The sequence below is a fragment of the Escherichia sp. Lx600-2 genome, assembly GCF_036662595.1.
Classification (GTDB): Bacteria; Pseudomonadota; Gammaproteobacteria; order Enterobacterales; family Enterobacteriaceae; genus Escherichia; species Escherichia coli.
In genome coordinates this window covers 1-15278 of the sequence record NZ_JAYQWM010000035.1, presented here as the reverse complement: position 1 = coordinate 15278, position 15278 = coordinate 1, and the positions used below count along the sequence as shown (strand labels likewise).

The following is a 15278-nucleotide window of genomic DNA, read 5'->3' as shown; positions in this document are numbered from 1 at the left end:
TGTTACGACCACAGACGCAACAGTAACCTCTGGATAATTTAATCTTTGTTGATGTTTTTATTCATATTCCGGGCTATGGATATGAGCGATTTTTGATAGTGGTAATTTTATTGTGTTTTAGAATGCGCCCTGGGCAATATAATTTATTAAACAGGAGTGTAAATGTTTCCATTAAATGATCTGTCGTTAAAAACTCAGTCGGTTCAATTAAATAAAATCACATCTAATACTGAATCTACGATAAAACAACACGAGTTAGTATCTGATGATGCAATCATAAATGAATTATCAAGTGAGTTAGTCAGTTGTCTTGGAAATGGTAAGTTTACACCAATTAGTGAAGACAGCAAATTACTGAATATGCTGTCAGAATTTAAGTTATTGCACTCAGAATATTTCGAATGGGGTGATTATAGTCTCTGGTTTCAAGATTTCTCGATTTATAATAAGATGGGTTTTATCATGATAGAAAAAAATCAGGGAACTGGTAACCCACCCATTCGGCATAAATTAGAGTTTATATCGACCAATATTGCAGAGTTGCTGGACAAGTTAACCAAAATTACAGATGCCAGACTTTGCAAAGGTTTCAGTGACTGGGCTAGTTCAGTCAAAGAAGGCGCATCCAATGACTTCAAAGAAAATGTGGATAGGGCATTGCTGAGAATGTTTAAATGTGTTGAGCTCCACAATAATGAACTTGACTTATCATCCCTATTTTTGGGTTCTGTACCGCCTCTTCCCGAGTGGATTGAAATGCTTAGCCTTATTGAAAATGAACTTGATTCAATACATGTGCCCGAATCATGCAAAGAATTAGAAGTCGATTTCAATAACCTTACAGAATTTCCACAAGTACCTGATGGAATTACCCTGATCTCCGTAAATAATAACCTGATATCGCATATTGACTCATTTCCGCCAAAGGCTAAGATAATTTCTATTTGTCACAATAAGCTATCGGAAATACCAACAATACCAGACACCGCTAAGTTTTTTGATTGTAGTGAGAATAATATAAAGGAAATTAGATGGTTCCCCAAAAATCTGAAAGAAGTGCATATTGAATATAATGAGATTGAGGTTATTCCTGCGATACCTGGCAATTTAAAATTACTTTTCATGGAATGTAATCCTATTAAAGAGGCATTTTTAATGCCATGGACTCTTACAGGGATTTGCTATGAAATATCGCAGCGGAAATATATTGTTACGAACCCCGATGATTATGATAAATATTCCGATATGGTTAAAAAATATGTAATAGATGGTGAGGATCACCTAATTAAATATTATATGTAAGTAATTAGGCGCAATTGTGTCACTGGAATAGAGGTTTCTTGTGACACATTTTAGTTCATCAATAATCTCCAGGGTTAACAGACAGGTTGAATTAACGCTGCGCCCTGGTTTTTAACATTACCCACCGCGCGCGATACCGGGTGCCAGGTGAACTGGTTAGCTGGCACACAGCCATTGGTAGCAATTTCTGAGGCTTCTTTACCGCTAATCTCTTGCCGCATCCATTCCCGCGCAGCTTCTGGCGACAGTACCAGTGGGCGGCGGTCATGAATATCTACCAGACCTTGATCTGCCGCAGCAGTGACGATCAAAAATCCTTCGGCTTCGTCACCACGCTCAAATGGTGTGCTACCTATCGCGGCCATAAAAATAGGTTGTCCATCAGCACGATAGATAAAAAAAGGCTGTTTTTTGTCGCCTTCTTTTTTCCACTCAAACCAGCCATCGGCAAAACAGATTGCCCGACCATGTTGCCAGAGCGGTTTAAACATACGACTGGTTGCCGCAGTTTCTACGCGGGCGTTAATCAGCGGCGGTTTATCCCACCATCCGGGAGCATATCCCCAGAAAACCGGATCCAGATGAAGATGTTCATCACGTTCACTGAGCAGTAGGACTTTGGTTCCCGGCGCGACGTTGTATCTGCCAATGGGTTCGGGATCATAGGGAATATCGCGTTCAATATCTTCCGCGAGAAGCGCAAGGTAATCTTCACGCGTTTGGGATTGGGCAAAGCGTCCACACATAGAAACCTCCTGAGATCATACTGAAAAGAATAGGAGAGGGGGCGGGTAAAATCTATGTGATACAAAGGTAACGATGTTCCCGCTGTGGGTCACAGCGGGAATGAGGGATTACTTCTGAATTAAATAACGAATGGTCGGCCCGTCTTGCTGAATATCCAGCACCGTATAGCCGTGATTACGCGCATCCAGTGGAATATTATTGATCGACTGCGGACAGTCGCTCACCACTTCCAGGATTTCCCCTTTTTTTAACTGCGGCATCGCCTCAAGGGTTGCGACTGCCGGATAAGGGCAGGGTTCACCCACCATATCAAGGCGGTAATCAGGAACGATATTTTTCATGCGATCTCCTTAGCAGTCTGCGGTGCCGCACGGCGGAAGAAACGTTTTTCCCAGCCGATAATCAACATCAGCGCAGCAAACAACAGCAAATATGTCACCAGCAGGCCACCCATCGGACCAAAGGTTTTCAGCAGGTTGATTTTGTCCCAGTCGGTGGCCAGCGCCGGAGCGAAATCATCCCAGTAATACGCCAGAATCGTTGAGCCGATCACATTGCCCAGACCGACCCACCAGTAGTGCACCTGGCCTTCTACCGCGCGGTACATCCAGCCGGTTTCGCAGCCGCCAGCCAGCACGATGCCAAAACCAAACAGTAAACCACCAATTACCGCGTTTGGTCCCGCCCACATGATTTTGGGTTCAACGCCTAATTGTACGTAACTGAAGATCCCGATGGCACTCACCGCCATACCAATAATGATTGCTTTCGCCATATGGGTACGTCCGGTGATCCACATATCGCGGAACGCCGAAGTAAAGCAGATTTGCGCACGTTCAATCAGTAAACCAAAGCCGACGCCAAACAGCATTGCCAGCCCCAGTTTGGGTTGGTTCATCGCTGTGAGCAGCGCCCAGCCCAGCATGCCGAAAAAGACCAGCATCCCGAGACGAAAACGACGCCGCGCCTGATCCGGTTTTTGCGTCAGCGGTGAGGCGGCAGAAACTTTCTGCATTTTCACGGGAATACGGAAGATGGGCAGCAGGGTAAAGCGCGCGCCAAACCATGAACCAATGGCAGTGGCGATGGCAAAGAACCAGGCATGCAGCGAGAACTGAGGAATACCGGTAAAGAACGCCGCCAGGTTACAGCCCATTGCCAGACGCGCGCCAAAACCGGCGATAATGCCGCCAATGATGGCCTGCATAATGCGGATACGGCTGCGCGGCATGCGTAGTTTGACATTGTTGGCCCACAGCGCTGCGGCAAAGCAGCCGCCAAACATACCGAGGATCATCATCCCGTCGATGCGGGTTAATGGCGATCCTTCCAGATGGATAATTTTAAAGTAACCCCACTCTTCAGCATGGACGCCGAACAGTTGCAGGAGCTGGCCGCCCCAACGGGTAAATTCACCCGTGACAGCCCAAAAGGTGCCAGTAATGCCAAAATAGTAAGTGGAGAGAATACCCGCCGCGATGACCGCGGGGATGGGCGCCCAGAATTTAATCAACCAGGCGTGTTTGAATTGCTGCCATGACATGAATGTAGCCTCTGAACTCAGAAGGTTTGAAACAAGAGTCGCGAATCATACACCATGCAAATTTATTTTCGGGGTAATAATTCACAAAAATAATAGTTAGATCAAATTTCTCTCTGAACCTGGAAAGGCTGGCGACATCAGGGCTTTAATGCCACAATCCTCTTTTCTTCTCATGCAGGACGAATGATGAAAAAACTCGCAATTGCAGGCGCGCTCATGTTGCTGGCGGGCTGTGCCGAAGTCGAAAACTATAACAATGTCGTGAAAACCCCCGCGCCGGACTGGCTGGCGGGCTACTGGCAGACCAAAGGGCCGCAACGTGCGCTGGTCAGTCCGGAAGCGATAGGCAGCCTGATTGTCACTAAAGAGGGCGATACTCTTGATTGCCGTCAGTGGCAGCGGGTGATTGCCGTGCCGGGTAAGTTGACATTGATGTCTGATGATCTCACTAACGTTACCGTAAAACGTGAGCTGTACGAGGTTGAGCGTGACGGTAACACCATTGAGTACGATGGTATGACGATGGAGCGTGTGGATCGCCCGACGGCAGAGTGTGCCGCCGCGCTGGATAAAGCGCCGTTACCGACGCCATTGCCGTAATGAAATCTCCCCGGCTTGCCGCCGGGGATGAATTTAAATCACCTCTTCGATAACCCACACGCTGACGCTACCGCCGTTGCAAAAGAAGGTCGCTTCGCCGTTTTCGTCGGTTATTACGCTCTCTTGCCGGTTCCCCAGAAAATCACGCCAGGTTTTATTGCCGTAATTCTCTCCCAGATGAATGGTTTTTTCGCCATCATCCCCATTCGACATGACCACCACGCAGCCGGGATATTCGTCGGTGCCACTGCGGCTAAAGGCAATGCAGTTCGGATGGTCGAAAAATAACGTCTGTACACCGTGGGCGAAACGCTGACGGGCGAGAATTAACTCATCAAGCTGTTCGATTATTGGCATATCTATCGGATAGGTTTGCCCGTCACCACCGACATCTTCGTAATGCGCACCGTAGAGGTCCGGATAGAATACCGAAGGAACGCCATTTTCCCGCAACAAAATTAAGGCATACGCCAGCGGTTTAAACCACGGTTCGACCGGCGCTTCGAGGGCTTGCAACGGTTGGGTGTCGTGGTTGGCAACGAGCGTCACGGCGTGGAAAGGATCGGCTTCCACTAATGTACCCGTGAAAATCTGCGTCATGTCGTAGTCGCGCCCCATGCGCGATGCTTCATGGAATTTCATCTGCAGCGGTGCATCGAACAGCATGGTTTTGCCTTCCACCTGATCAATATACGTTTGCAGTTTATCAACTTCATGCGACCAGTACTCCGCCACAATAAACAGCGGCTTTGGCGCAACTTCCTGTACGTGTTCGATCCACTCTTTATAAAACCAAGCTGGAATATGTTTGACCGCATCAAGACGAAAACCGTCGCATTGCGTTTGTTCCATCACCCAGCGCGCCCAGTATTTAATCTCTTCCGTCACGGCATGATTGCGAAAATCGATATTCTCGCCCATCAGATAATCGAAATTACCTAATTCATCATCAACCTGATCGTTCCAGCCTTCGCCGGTGTAGTCGTTAACAATTTTAAATATGCCATCTTCATCAGGGTTTTCGATATGGTCGATACCGCTAAAACATTTGAAATCCCAGATAAACTGTGAGTATTGCCCGGCACGGGCGGGGAAGGTGTAACGCGTCCAGCCTTCGCACTCAATGATTTCTTCATCAATTTGCGTACGGTCGTCAGCATTTACACGCTGCACGCGAATAGCTTCTTTTTCATCCGCGCCCATTTTGTGGTTGACTACCACGTCCAACAGCACCGCAATGTCATTACGTTTCAGGGCGTCAATGGCGGCCAGCAGTTGTGCTTTATCGCCATATTTAGTAGGGATGCTGCCTTTCTGATCAAACTCGCCTAAATCAAATAAATCATAGGAGTCGTAGCCGACCGAATACCCGCCCGATGCGCCTTTATAGGCGGGCGGCAACCAGACCATATTGATACCAATATCATTAAAACCGTCGGCGCGCTCGGCCAGTTCAGGCCAGAGCTTACCGCCTTCCGGGTAATACCAGTGAAAACATTGTAACAGCGTGGGATTACGCATTCTTCGACTCCATTCAAGGGGAACATTAGAAGCGTAGCCGTAATCGGATTATTCGCGAGCCATCGACTCATTCAGATTCAAAAGAGGTTATCCTGCGGAGCCAGCACAAAGCCGCCCTGATCGCCATAGGCACTTAACACCGATTTTTGCACCGATGACTGACCGACCAGTTTCGCCAGTTCATCCATTCGAATCTGTAATAACTGCTTTACCTTGCTTTCGTTGTCGAGAATCAGGCGCAGCATCGGGCGGAGCTGCTCCTGCATCGTGGTGGACGGGTCAACCTCTTCAGTCAAATGTGCAATCTCCTGCACCGCATTCACATACGCCATTTCGCTGGCGATGAGTTCGTCCCATTGTTCTTCCGTTGCCAGGCGTAACATGAGCTGGCTTTTTTCGACGAGTTGTTGCCAGGCGAAATACAAATGCGGTGCATGGTTCATCAGACTGGGTCCTGAATCAAAGAAGGGGAGAGTAAAGACTCTTTCCAGGCATCGGCAATATTACGCATTAATGCTTCCACTTCTTCGACTGCGGAGACATCGTTGCGTAAATTGGCTTGCAGCAAGCGCCTGACCATATAGCTATAAAGAGCAATCAAGTTTTGGGTTAATTCGTCTTTGCTCTCTTCATCAAGACTCACCCGCAGTCCGTTCTCAATGATGTTGATCGCTTTTGACAAAGAGACGCCTTTGCCTTGCTGATTGTTGTCCTGCATAAACAGGCGCGCTCTAACCAGTGCGCTCAGCACTCCATCAAATAGCATGGTGACCAGCTGCTGCTGGCTGGCGCTCATTACGGCGCTTTCGACGCCAATTTGTGCATAGGCCTGGGTGCCTTTTGCCGCGTACATGACCTGTCTCCCGATGAATAATGATTACTTGGAATTACTGTTGTTTTCGAACTGCTGCGTTAAGTAGCTGCTTGTGCTGTTTAACGAGGTCATTAAAACGTCCAGTTGGGTAAATTGTTCTTTGTAGCGCGCGACCTGCGCATCAATGCGATCGCTGGCGGCGTTGTAGTCTTTAGTTAATTTATTCAGGGTCTTACTAACGCCATCGGTAGCGGCTTTAATAATGCCCGTTGTCGAAAGCCAACTGGTCAGGTTGCTGCCGATGGTGGTCGTGATGCCGGTTTTTTTACCATCGCCAACAATCAATGCACCTACGCCGCTGGCATCTTTTTTCAGTGCAGCGGTGAGTTTGTCGGCATCCAGTTCCAGTTTGCCATCGCTGGGATCGGTCGTGATACCAATCTGCGCCAACGTTTTATAGCTGGAAGAACTGACGGTATTACTCAGCATCGACTTCAACTGCGTCTGAATCGTCCGCAGCGTGGAGTCGCCGAGCAGTGCGCCATTGCTAGAACTCTGGCTATCAGCTCCCGCATCTACGGCGGTGTATTTGGTCAGGCTGCTGAAGGTATCTATTAGCGAGTTATAGGCATTCACCCAGTCTTTAATCGCCGTTTGCGCTTTGGAGGTGTCCTGAGTGATGGTTAGCGTCTGGTTGCCCGTGGTGACATCGTTCAGGTTCAGGGTGATGTTTTCCAGCGCGTCGCTGATGGTGTTGCTGCTGTTCTCAATGGCGACGTTGTTGACCGTCAGCTGCGCATTCTGGGCGGCGACCGAGACCTCCATGCCGTTGCTGCTGGCACTGGCGTCATAGCCCATAAAACTTTGTAGCGCATCATCACCGCTGACCGAGAGTGTCATCGCATTATCAAGGCCGGTGTCATTTGATGTGACTGACAGACGATATTCACCGTTACCCACGTTAATGATGCTCGCACTTACGCCCGCTTTTGCGTTGTTGATGGCATCACGGATCCCGCTTAACGACGAGTTAGCCGCGCTGATATCAATGGTAATCGGATCTTTGTCGCCGCCTTGTTGAATGGTGAGTTTACTGTCGCTGGTGGCGATCGCCGTTTTCGTATCGTCTCTGGTGGTGCGCGTGGTCAGGGTTTGCGCCTGCGCCAGATGGGTGACGCTGATGGTGTATTTCCCGGCGATGGCGTTACCCGCGGTGGTGGCACTGAACGCGGTGGTGCTGCTGGTGGTGCTGGTGGCGGAAAAAAGATCGGCTTTAGACAATGCAGTATTGGCGGTCTGGAAAGTCGTCAGCGCGCTTTTCAGCGTACCGTAGGCGCTAAGTTTAGCGGTAAACGACGATTGCTGATTTGAAATAGGGGTTAGCGTCGCTTTTTGCGCGGCGGTGAGGCTATCGAGGATTGAACTTAAATCCAGACCTGACCCGACTCCCAGCGATGAAATACTTGCCATGCGATTTCCTTTTATCTTTCGACACGTAAAACGAATACCGGGGTTATCGGCCTGAATTGCGCAAAGTTTACGTTTAATTGTTTTTTTAATAGCGGGAATAAGGGGCAGAGAAAAGAGTATTTCGGCGACTAACAAAAAATGGCTGTTTGTGAAAAAAATTCTAAAGGTTGTTTTACGACAGACTATAACAGGGTTGACGGCGATTGAGCCGACGGGTGGAAACCCAATACGTAATCAACGACTTGCAATATAGGATAACGAATCATGGCACAAGTCATTAATACCAACAGCCTCTCGCTGATCACTCAAAATAATATCAACAAGAACCAGTCTGCGCTGTCGAGTTCTATCGAGCGTCTGTCTTCTGGCTTGCGTATTAACAGCGCGAAGGATGACGCAGCGGGTCAGGCGATTGCTAACCGTTTTACCTCTAACATTAAAGGTCTGACTCAGGCTGCACGTAACGCCAACGACGGTATTTCTGTTGCACAGACCACTGAAGGCGCGCTGTCCGAAATCAACAACAACTTACAGCGTATCCGTGAACTGACGGTTCAGGCTTCTACCGGGACTAACTCCGATTCGGATCTGGACTCCATTCAGGACGAAATCAAATCCCGTCTGGACGAAATTGACCGCGTATCCGGTCAAACCCAGTTCAACGGTGTGAACGTACTGGCGAAAGACGGTTCGATGAAAATTCAGGTTGGTGCGAATGACGGCCAGACTATCACGATTGATCTGAAGAAAATTGACTCAGATACGCTGGGGCTGAATGGTTTCAACGTTAATGGCAAAGGCACTATTGCGAACAAAGCTGCTACAGTCAGCGATCTGACCGCTGCTGGTGCAACGGGAACAGGTCCTTATGCTGTGACCACAAACAATACAGCACTCAGCGCTAGCGATGCACTGTCTCGCCTGAAAACCGGAGATACAGTTACTACTACTGGCTCGAGTGCTGCGATCTATACTTATGATGCGGCTAAAGGGAACTTCACCACTCAAGCAACAGTTGCAGATGGCGATGTTGTTAACTTTGCGAATACTCTGAAACCAGCGGCTGGCACTACTGCATCAGGTGTTTATACTCGTAGTACTGGTGATGTGAAGTTTGATGTAGATGCTAATGGCGATGTGACCATCGGTGGTAAAGCCGCGTACCTGGACGCCACTGGTAACCTATCTACAAACAACGCCGGCATTGCATCTTCAGCGAAATTGTCCGATCTGTTTGCTAGCGGTAGTACCTTAGTGACAACTGGTTCTATCCAGCTGTCTGGCACAACTTATAACTTTGGTGCAGCGGCAACTTCTGGCGTAACCTACACCAAAACTGTAAGCGCTGATACTGTACTGAGCACAGTGCAGAGTGCTGCAACGGCTAACACAGCAGTTACTGGTGCGACAATTAAGTATAATACAGGTATTCAGTCTGCAACGGCGTCCTTCGGTGGTGTGAATACTAATGGTGCTGGTAATTCGAATGACACCTATACTGATGCAGACAAAGAGCTCACCACAACCGCATCTTACACTATCAACTACAACGTCGATAAGGATACCGGTACAGTAACTGTAGCTTCAAATGGCGCAGGTGCAACTGGTAAATTTGCAGCTACTGTTGGGGCACAGGCTTATGTTAACTCTACAGGCAAACTGACCACTGAAACCACCAGTGCAGGCACTGCAACCAAAGATCCTCTGGCTGCCCTGGATGAAGCTATCAGCTCCATCGACAAATTCCGTTCATCCCTGGGTGCTATCCAGAACCGTCTGGATTCCGCGGTTACCAACCTGAACAACACCACTACCAACCTGTCCGAAGCGCAGTCCCGTATTCAGGACGCCGACTATGCGACCGAAGTGTCCAACATGTCGAAAGCGCAGATTATCCAGCAGGCCGGTAACTCCGTGCTGGCAAAAGCCAACCAGGTACCGCAGCAGGTTCTGTCTCTGCTGCAGGGTTAATCGTCCTAACCTGATTAACTGAGACTGATGGCAACGCCAAATTGCCTGATGCGCTGCGCTTATCAGGCCTACAAGGTGAATTGCAATTTATTGAATTTACACATTTTTGTAGGCCGGATAAGGCGTTTACGCCGCATCCGGCAACATGAAGCGTAATTTGTCAGCAACGTACTTCCCCGCCACCGGCGGGGTTTTTTCTGCATGGAATTTACCGGTAACCCCCAAATAACCCCTCATTTCACCCACTAATCGTCCGATTAAAAACCCTGCAGAAACGGATAATCATGCCGATAACTCATATAACGCAGGGCTGTTTATCGTGAATTCACTCTATACCGCTGAAGGTGTAATGGATAAACACTCGCTGTGGCAGCGTTATGTCCCGCTGGTGCGTCACGAAGCATTGCGCCTGCAGGTTCGACTGCCCGCGAGCGTGGAACTTGACGATCTGCTACAGGCGGGCGGCATTGGGTTACTTAATGCCGTCGAACGCTATGACGCCCTACAAGGAACGGCATTTACAACTTACGCAGTGCAGCGTATCCGTGGCGCTATGCTGGATGAACTTCGCAGCCGTGACTGGGTGCCGCGCAGCGTGCGACGCAACGCGCGTGAAGTGGCACAGGCAATAGGGCAACTGGAGCAGGAACTTGGCCGCAACGCCACGGAAACTGAGGTAGCGGAACGTTTAGGGATCGATATTGCCGATTATCGCCAAATGTTGCTCGACACCAATAACAGCCAGCTCTTCTCCTACGATGAGTGGCGCGAAGAGCACGGCGATAGCATCGAACTGGTTACTGATGATCATCAGCGAGAAAACCCGCTACAACAACTACTGGACAGTAATCTGCGCCAGCGGGTGATGGAAGCCATCGAAACGTTGCCGGAGCGCGAAAAACTGGTATTAACCCTCTATTACCAGGAAGAGCTGAATCTCAAAGAGATTGGCGCGGTGCTGGAGGTCGGGGAATCGCGGGTCAGTCAGTTACACAGCCAGGCTATTAAACGGTTACGCACTAAACTGGGTAAGTTATAACGTCAGTAAATGCCGCACTTTAACTTTGACTACCAGGAGTTCTTAATGATGGTGCAGCACCTGAAAAGACGGCCATTAAGCCGCTATCTTAAAGACTTTAAACACAGCCAGACCCATTGCGCGCATTGCCGTAAATTACTCGATCGCATTACCTTAGTTCGCGACGGCAAAATAGTGAATAAAATCGAGATTTCCCGCCTGGACACGCTGCTTGATGAAAATGGCTGGCAAACGGAACAAAAATCATGGGCGGCATTGTGCCGATTTTGCGGTGATTTACATTGCAAAACGCAGAGTGATTTTTTCGATATTATCGGCCTTAAACAATTTCTTTTTGAGCAAACTGAAATGAGCCCAGGTACGGTGCGTGAATATGTCGTTCGTTTGCGCCGTTTGGGTAATCATCTACACGAGCAAAATATTTCCCTCGAACAGCTGCAGGACGGTTTCCTTGATGAAATCCTCGCCCCGTGGCTGCCCACCACCAGCACCAACAATTACCGCATTGCGTTACGGAAGTATCAACACTATCAGCGTCAAACGTGTACCGGACTTGTGCAGAAATCCTCCAGCCTGCCTGCTTCTGATATATATTAAATAAGAATAAGATGTAGCGGAGTTGTTTTTGTGTTTACAAACAATGGCTCTACACTGCAAACAGACATAACAACATTCGGGGTGAATATGAAATTAGCACATCTGGGACGTCAGGCATTGATGGGTGTGATGGCCGTGGCGCTGGTTGCGGGCATGAGCGTTAAAAGTTTTGCAGATGAAGGTCTGCTTAATAAAGTTAAAGAGCGCGGCACGCTGCTGGTAGGTCTGGAAGGAACTTATCCGCCGTTCAGTTTTCAGGGGGATGACGGCAAATTAACCGGTTTTGAAGTGGAATTTGCCCAACAGCTGGCAAAACATCTTGGCGTTGAGGCGTCCCTAAAACCGACCAAATGGGACGGTATGCTGGCGTCGCTGGACTCTAAACGTATTGATGTGGTGATTAATCAGGTCACCATTTCTGATGAGCGCAAGAAAAAATACGATTTCTCAATCCCGTACACCATTTCTGGTATTCAGGCGCTGGTGAAAAAAGGTAACGAAGGCACCATTAAAACGGCTGCTGATCTGAAAGGCAAAAAAGTGGGTGTCGGTCTGGGCACCAACTATGAAGAGTGGCTGCGGCAGAATGTTCAGGGTGTCGATGTGCGTACCTATGATGATGACCCGACCAAATATCAGGATCTGCGCGTAGGCCGTATCGATGCGATCCTCGTTGATCGTCTGGCGGCGCTGGATCTGGTGAAGAAAACCAACGATACGCTGGCAGTAACCGGTGAAGCATTCTCCCGTCAGGAGTCTGGCGTGGCGCTGCGTAAAGGAAATGAAGACCTGCTGAAAGCAGTGAATGATGCAATTGCGGAAATGCAAAAAGACGGCACTTTGCAAGCCCTTTCCGAAAAATGGTTTGGTGCTGATGTGACCAAATAATCAGCATAATGACAAAAAAGGGCGCTTTCACTAGCGCTTTTTTATTTACGCGTTTTCAGCGTGCATAATAAGAAAATCACAACAACACACATCGGAGGCTGTTATGCCACTGCATAATTTAACCCGTTTTCCACGGTTGGAGTTTATCGGCGCGCCAACGCCGCTCGAATATCTGCCGCGCTTTTCTGATTATCTAGGACGGGAAATTTTCATCAAACGGGATGACGTCACCCCCATGGCAATGGGCGGCAATAAATTACGTAAGCTAGAATTTCTCGCGGCAGATGCTCTGCGCGAAGGTGCCGATACGCTGATTACTGCCGGGGCGATCCAGTCTAACCATGTGCGGCAGACTGCCGCAGTTGCGGCGAAACTCGGTCTGCACTGTGTGGCGCTGCTGGAAAATCCTATTGGCACAACCGCAGAAAACTATTTAACCAACGGCAATCGCTTGTTGCTGGATCTGTTCAATACCCAGATTGAAATGTGCGAAGCACTGACCGATCCCAATGCCCAACTGGAAGAGCTGGCGACGCGAGTCGAAGCACAAGGCTTTCGCCCGTATGTCATTCCGGTTGGCGGTTCTAATGCTCTTGGCGCGCTAGGTTATGTGGAGAGTGCGCTGGAAATCGCGCAACAGTGTGAAGGGGCGGTTAATATTTCGTCGGTGGTAGTCGCATCGGGCAGTGCCGGAACTCACGCCGGACTGGCTGTTGGGCTGGAACACCTGATGCCTGAAAGCGAACTGATTGGCGTGACCGTGTCGCGTTCCGTTGCCGATCAATTGCCGAAAGTGGTTAACCTACAACAGGCGATTGCGAAAGAACTGGAGCTGACCGCATCAGCGGAAATTTTACTCTGGGATGACTATTTTGCACCTGGCTACGGCGTGCCGAACGACGAAGGCATGGAAGCAGTGAAATTGCTGGCGCGGCTGGAAGGCATTCTGCTTGATCCTGTGTATACCGGAAAAGCGATGGCGGGTCTGATTGACGGTATCAGTCAGAAACGCTTCAAAGATGAAGGGCCGATTCTGTTTATTCATACCGGCGGTGCGCCTGCGCTGTTCGCCTATCATCCCCACGTTTAGCTCCGGGAACGCTCATGCAAGAAAGTATACAACTGGTTATTGATTCCTTGCCGTTCCTGCTGAAAGGGGCTGGGTATACGCTGCAACTCAGTATCGGCGGCATGTTTTTTGGCTTACTGCTCGGGTTTATTCTCGCGCTGATGCGCCTGTCGCCAATCTGGCCCGTGCGCTGGCTGGCGCGTTTTTATATCTCTATTTTTCGTGGTACGCCGCTCATCGCACAACTGTTTATGATCTATTACGGCCTGCCGCAGTTTGGTATCGAATTAGATCCCATTCCGTCAGCAATGATTGGTCTGTCGCTGAACACTGCCGCCTATGCTGCCGAAACGCTGCGCGCCGCCATTTCTTCTATTGATAAAGGTCAGTGGGAAGCGGCAGCCAGTATTGGTATGACGCCGTGGCAGACCATGCGTCGCGCGATTTTGCCACAGGCGGCGCGTGTGGCGTTGCCGCCGCTGTCGAACAGCTTTATCAGTCTGGTAAAAGATACGTCGCTGGCCGCGACAATCCAGGTGCCGGAGCTGTTCCGTCAGGCGCAGTTGATTACCTCGCGCACGCTGGAGGTGTTCACCATGTATCTGGCGGCTTCGCTCATCTACTGGATCATGGCGACAGTATTATCAACGTTGCAGAACCATTTTGAGAATCAACTTAATCGCCAGGAGAGAGAACCAAAATGAGTGCCATTGAAGTTAAGAACCTGGTGAAAAAATTTCACGGTCAGACGGTGCTGCACGGTATCGACCTCGAGGTAAAGCCTGGCGAAGTGGTGGCAATTATCGGTCCGAGTGGTTCCGGCAAAACCACGTTGCTACGCAGCATAAATCTGCTGGAACAACCGGAAGCGGGAACGATCACCGTTGGCGATATCACTATTGATACTGCACGTTCATTAAGTCAGCAAAAATCGCTGATTCGCCAGTTGCGTCAGCACGTCGGGTTTGTCTTCCAGAACTTTAATTTGTTTCCGCATCGTACGGTGCTGGAGAACATTATTGAAGGGCCGGTGATCGTCAAAGGCGAACCAAAAGAAGAGGCTACGGCGCGCGCTCGCGAGCTACTGGCAAAAGTTGGGCTGGCCGGTAAAGAAACCAGCTATCCACGTCGTTTGTCTGGCGGTCAACAGCAGCGTGTTGCGATTGCGCGTGCTCTGGCAATGCGTCCTGAAGTGATTTTGTTTGACGAGCCAACGTCGGCGCTGGATCCAGAGCTGGTGGGCGAAGTCCTGAACACCATCCGTCAGCTGGCGCAGGAAAAGCGCACGATGGTGATTGTGACACACGAAATGAGCTTTGCCCGGGATGTTGCGGACCGGGCGATTTTTATGGACCAGGGGCGGATAGTCGAGCAGGGGGCCGCAAAAGCGTTATTTGCCGATCCCGAGCAGCCTCGCACCCGCCAGTTCCTCGAGAAGTTTCTGCTGCAATAATAAGAAAAAATCAGCCCCGACGATTCGACAGTCGGGGCGGAACGCCATTTCAAGCCTGATAAAACTGCTTAACAAATCAGAATAACTCATTAATAACATAAGAGAATTTGATGGCTTGCAAAAGTAATTCATTGCCTGAATAATATAAATTATATATAAATCTTATTTATGTGATAGTTTGAATTATCAGGTGATGCTGCCAACTTACTGATTTAGTGTATGATGGTGTTTTTGAGGTGCTCCAGTGGCTTCTGTTTCTATCAG

General features: G+C 49.2%; 16 protein-coding genes. 9 read left to right on the top strand and 7 right to left on the bottom strand.

Annotated elements, in window-relative coordinates; translation table 11 throughout:
* Positions 1 to 162: 162 nt before the first annotated feature.
* Positions 163 to 1302, top strand: a complete 1140-nt coding sequence (locus tag OQV04_RS14050; protein ID WP_332642101.1) for a DUF5503 domain-containing protein — start codon at positions 163 to 165, stop codon at positions 1300 to 1302.
* A gap of 74 nt (positions 1303 to 1376) precedes the next feature.
* Here the strand turns inward: OQV04_RS14050 and OQV04_RS14045 are convergent, their stop codons facing one another.
* From OQV04_RS14045 to yedE, 3 genes are all read right to left on the bottom strand, one after another.
* Positions 1377 to 2048 carry an SOS response-associated peptidase gene (locus OQV04_RS14045; RefSeq protein WP_032281071.1) on the bottom strand — a complete coding sequence of 224 codons (672 nt, stop codon included), beginning with the start codon at positions 2046 to 2048 and terminating at the stop codon, positions 1377 to 1379.
* A 108-nt stretch (positions 2049 to 2156) separates the two neighbouring features.
* Positions 2157 to 2390: a sulfurtransferase-like selenium metabolism protein YedF gene (gene yedF, locus OQV04_RS14040; protein ID WP_000790504.1), complete on the bottom strand. Its 234-nt coding sequence runs from the start codon at positions 2388 to 2390 to the stop codon at positions 2157 to 2159.
* Positions 2387 to 3592, bottom strand: a complete 1206-nt coding sequence (gene yedE, locus OQV04_RS14035) for a selenium metabolism membrane protein YedE/FdhT (RefSeq protein WP_000118897.1) — start codon at positions 3590 to 3592, stop codon at positions 2387 to 2389. The genes yedF and yedE overlap by 4 nt, the downstream gene beginning before the upstream one ends.
* Positions 3593 to 3778: 186 nt before the next feature.
* On the opposite strand from yedE, the gene yedD reads away from it, so the two are divergent.
* A complete protein-coding gene (gene yedD, locus OQV04_RS14030; protein ID WP_001295642.1) occupies positions 3779 to 4192 on the top strand; it encodes a lipoprotein YedD in 414 nt (137 codons plus the stop codon).
* Between the two features lie 33 nt (positions 4193 to 4225).
* Here yedD and amyA read toward each other — a convergent pair whose 3' ends face one another.
* The 4 genes from amyA to fliD form a co-directional block, all read right to left on the bottom strand.
* Positions 4226 to 5713: an alpha-amylase gene (gene amyA / locus OQV04_RS14025; protein ID WP_032281070.1), complete on the bottom strand. Its 1488-nt coding sequence runs from the start codon at positions 5711 to 5713 to the stop codon at positions 4226 to 4228.
* Positions 5714 to 5790: 77 nt separating this feature from the next.
* Positions 5791 to 6156, bottom strand: coding sequence for a flagella biosynthesis regulatory protein FliT (gene fliT, locus OQV04_RS14020; protein WP_001015033.1), 366 nt, complete (start codon positions 6154 to 6156; stop codon positions 5791 to 5793).
* Positions 6156 to 6566 carry a flagellar export chaperone FliS gene (gene fliS / locus OQV04_RS14015; RefSeq protein ID WP_000270663.1) on the bottom strand — a complete coding sequence of 137 codons (411 nt, stop codon included), beginning with the start codon at positions 6564 to 6566 and terminating at the stop codon, positions 6156 to 6158. The genes fliT and fliS overlap by 1 nt, the downstream gene beginning before the upstream one ends.
* Positions 6567 to 6590: 24 nt before the next feature.
* Positions 6591 to 7997, bottom strand: coding sequence for a flagellar filament capping protein FliD (gene fliD, locus OQV04_RS14010; RefSeq protein WP_000146784.1), 1407 nt, complete (start codon positions 7995 to 7997; stop codon positions 6591 to 6593).
* Positions 7998 to 8261: 264 nt separating this feature from the next.
* On the opposite strand from fliD, the gene OQV04_RS14005 reads away from it, so the two are divergent.
* The 7 genes from OQV04_RS14005 (at position 8262) to tcyN (ending at position 15014) form a co-directional block, all read left to right on the top strand.
* The gene (locus OQV04_RS14005; RefSeq protein ID WP_247806595.1) at positions 8262 to 9968 is read left to right on the top strand and encodes a FliC/FljB family flagellin; all 1707 of its coding nucleotides are present in this window, start codon (positions 8262 to 8264) and stop codon (positions 9966 to 9968) included.
* Between the two features lie 319 nt (positions 9969 to 10287).
* Positions 10288 to 11007: an RNA polymerase sigma factor FliA gene (fliA, locus tag OQV04_RS14000; RefSeq protein ID WP_001087467.1), complete on the top strand. Its 720-nt coding sequence runs from the start codon at positions 10288 to 10290 to the stop codon at positions 11005 to 11007.
* Between the two features lie 45 nt (positions 11008 to 11052).
* Positions 11053 to 11604 carry a flagella biosynthesis regulatory protein FliZ gene (gene fliZ / locus OQV04_RS13995; protein WP_274446676.1) on the top strand — a complete coding sequence of 184 codons (552 nt, stop codon included), beginning with the start codon at positions 11053 to 11055 and terminating at the stop codon, positions 11602 to 11604.
* 87 nt (positions 11605 to 11691) lie between these two features.
* Complete coding sequence (gene tcyJ, locus OQV04_RS13990) at positions 11692 to 12492, top strand: cystine ABC transporter substrate-binding protein (protein ID WP_032281064.1); 801 nt, start codon at positions 11692 to 11694, stop codon at positions 12490 to 12492.
* 103 nt (positions 12493 to 12595) lie between these two features.
* Complete coding sequence (dcyD, locus tag OQV04_RS13985) at positions 12596 to 13582, top strand: D-cysteine desulfhydrase (RefSeq protein WP_025652951.1); 987 nt, start codon at positions 12596 to 12598, stop codon at positions 13580 to 13582.
* A gap of 14 nt (positions 13583 to 13596) precedes the next feature.
* A complete protein-coding gene (tcyL, locus tag OQV04_RS13980; protein ID WP_001158220.1) occupies positions 13597 to 14265 on the top strand; it encodes a cystine ABC transporter permease in 669 nt (222 codons plus the stop codon).
* Positions 14262 to 15014 carry an L-cystine ABC transporter ATP-binding protein TcyN gene (gene tcyN / locus OQV04_RS13975; protein ID WP_001272991.1) on the top strand — a complete coding sequence of 251 codons (753 nt, stop codon included), beginning with the start codon at positions 14262 to 14264 and terminating at the stop codon, positions 15012 to 15014. Before tcyL ends, tcyN begins: the two co-directional genes overlap by 4 nt.
* The last annotated feature ends 264 nt before the right edge of the window (positions 15015 to 15278 follow it).

Excerpts from the sequence above, each read along its gene's own strand:
- OQV04_RS14050 (WP_332642101.1), top strand. The coding sequence starts at position 163 with ATGTTTCCATTAAATGATCTGTCGTTAAAAACTCAGTCGGTTCAATTA.
- OQV04_RS14045 (WP_032281071.1), bottom strand. The coding sequence starts at position 2,048 with ATGTGTGGACGCTTTGCCCAATCCCAAACGCGTGAAGATTACCTTGCG.
- yedF (WP_000790504.1), bottom strand. The coding sequence starts at position 2,390 with ATGAAAAATATCGTTCCTGATTACCGCCTTGATATGGTGGGTGAACCC.
- yedE (WP_000118897.1), bottom strand. The coding sequence starts at position 3,592 with ATGTCATGGCAGCAATTCAAACACGCCTGGTTGATTAAATTCTGGGCG.
- yedD (WP_001295642.1), top strand. The coding sequence starts at position 3,779 with ATGAAAAAACTCGCAATTGCAGGCGCGCTCATGTTGCTGGCGGGCTGT.
- amyA (WP_032281070.1), bottom strand. The coding sequence starts at position 5,713 with ATGCGTAATCCCACGCTGTTACAATGTTTTCACTGGTATTACCCGGAA.
- fliT (WP_001015033.1), bottom strand. The coding sequence starts at position 6,156 with ATGAACCATGCACCGCATTTGTATTTCGCCTGGCAACAACTCGTCGAA.
- fliS (WP_000270663.1), bottom strand. The coding sequence starts at position 6,566 with ATGTACGCGGCAAAAGGCACCCAGGCCTATGCACAAATTGGCGTCGAA.
- fliD (WP_000146784.1), bottom strand. The coding sequence starts at position 7,997 with ATGGCAAGTATTTCATCGCTGGGAGTCGGGTCAGGTCTGGATTTAAGT.
- OQV04_RS14005 (WP_247806595.1), top strand. The coding sequence starts at position 8,262 with ATGGCACAAGTCATTAATACCAACAGCCTCTCGCTGATCACTCAAAAT.
- fliZ (WP_274446676.1), top strand. The coding sequence starts at position 11,053 with ATGATGGTGCAGCACCTGAAAAGACGGCCATTAAGCCGCTATCTTAAA.
- tcyJ (WP_032281064.1), top strand. The coding sequence starts at position 11,692 with ATGAAATTAGCACATCTGGGACGTCAGGCATTGATGGGTGTGATGGCC.
- dcyD (WP_025652951.1), top strand. The coding sequence starts at position 12,596 with ATGCCACTGCATAATTTAACCCGTTTTCCACGGTTGGAGTTTATCGGC.
- tcyL (WP_001158220.1), top strand. The coding sequence starts at position 13,597 with ATGCAAGAAAGTATACAACTGGTTATTGATTCCTTGCCGTTCCTGCTG.
- tcyN (WP_001272991.1), top strand. The coding sequence starts at position 14,262 with ATGAGTGCCATTGAAGTTAAGAACCTGGTGAAAAAATTTCACGGTCAG.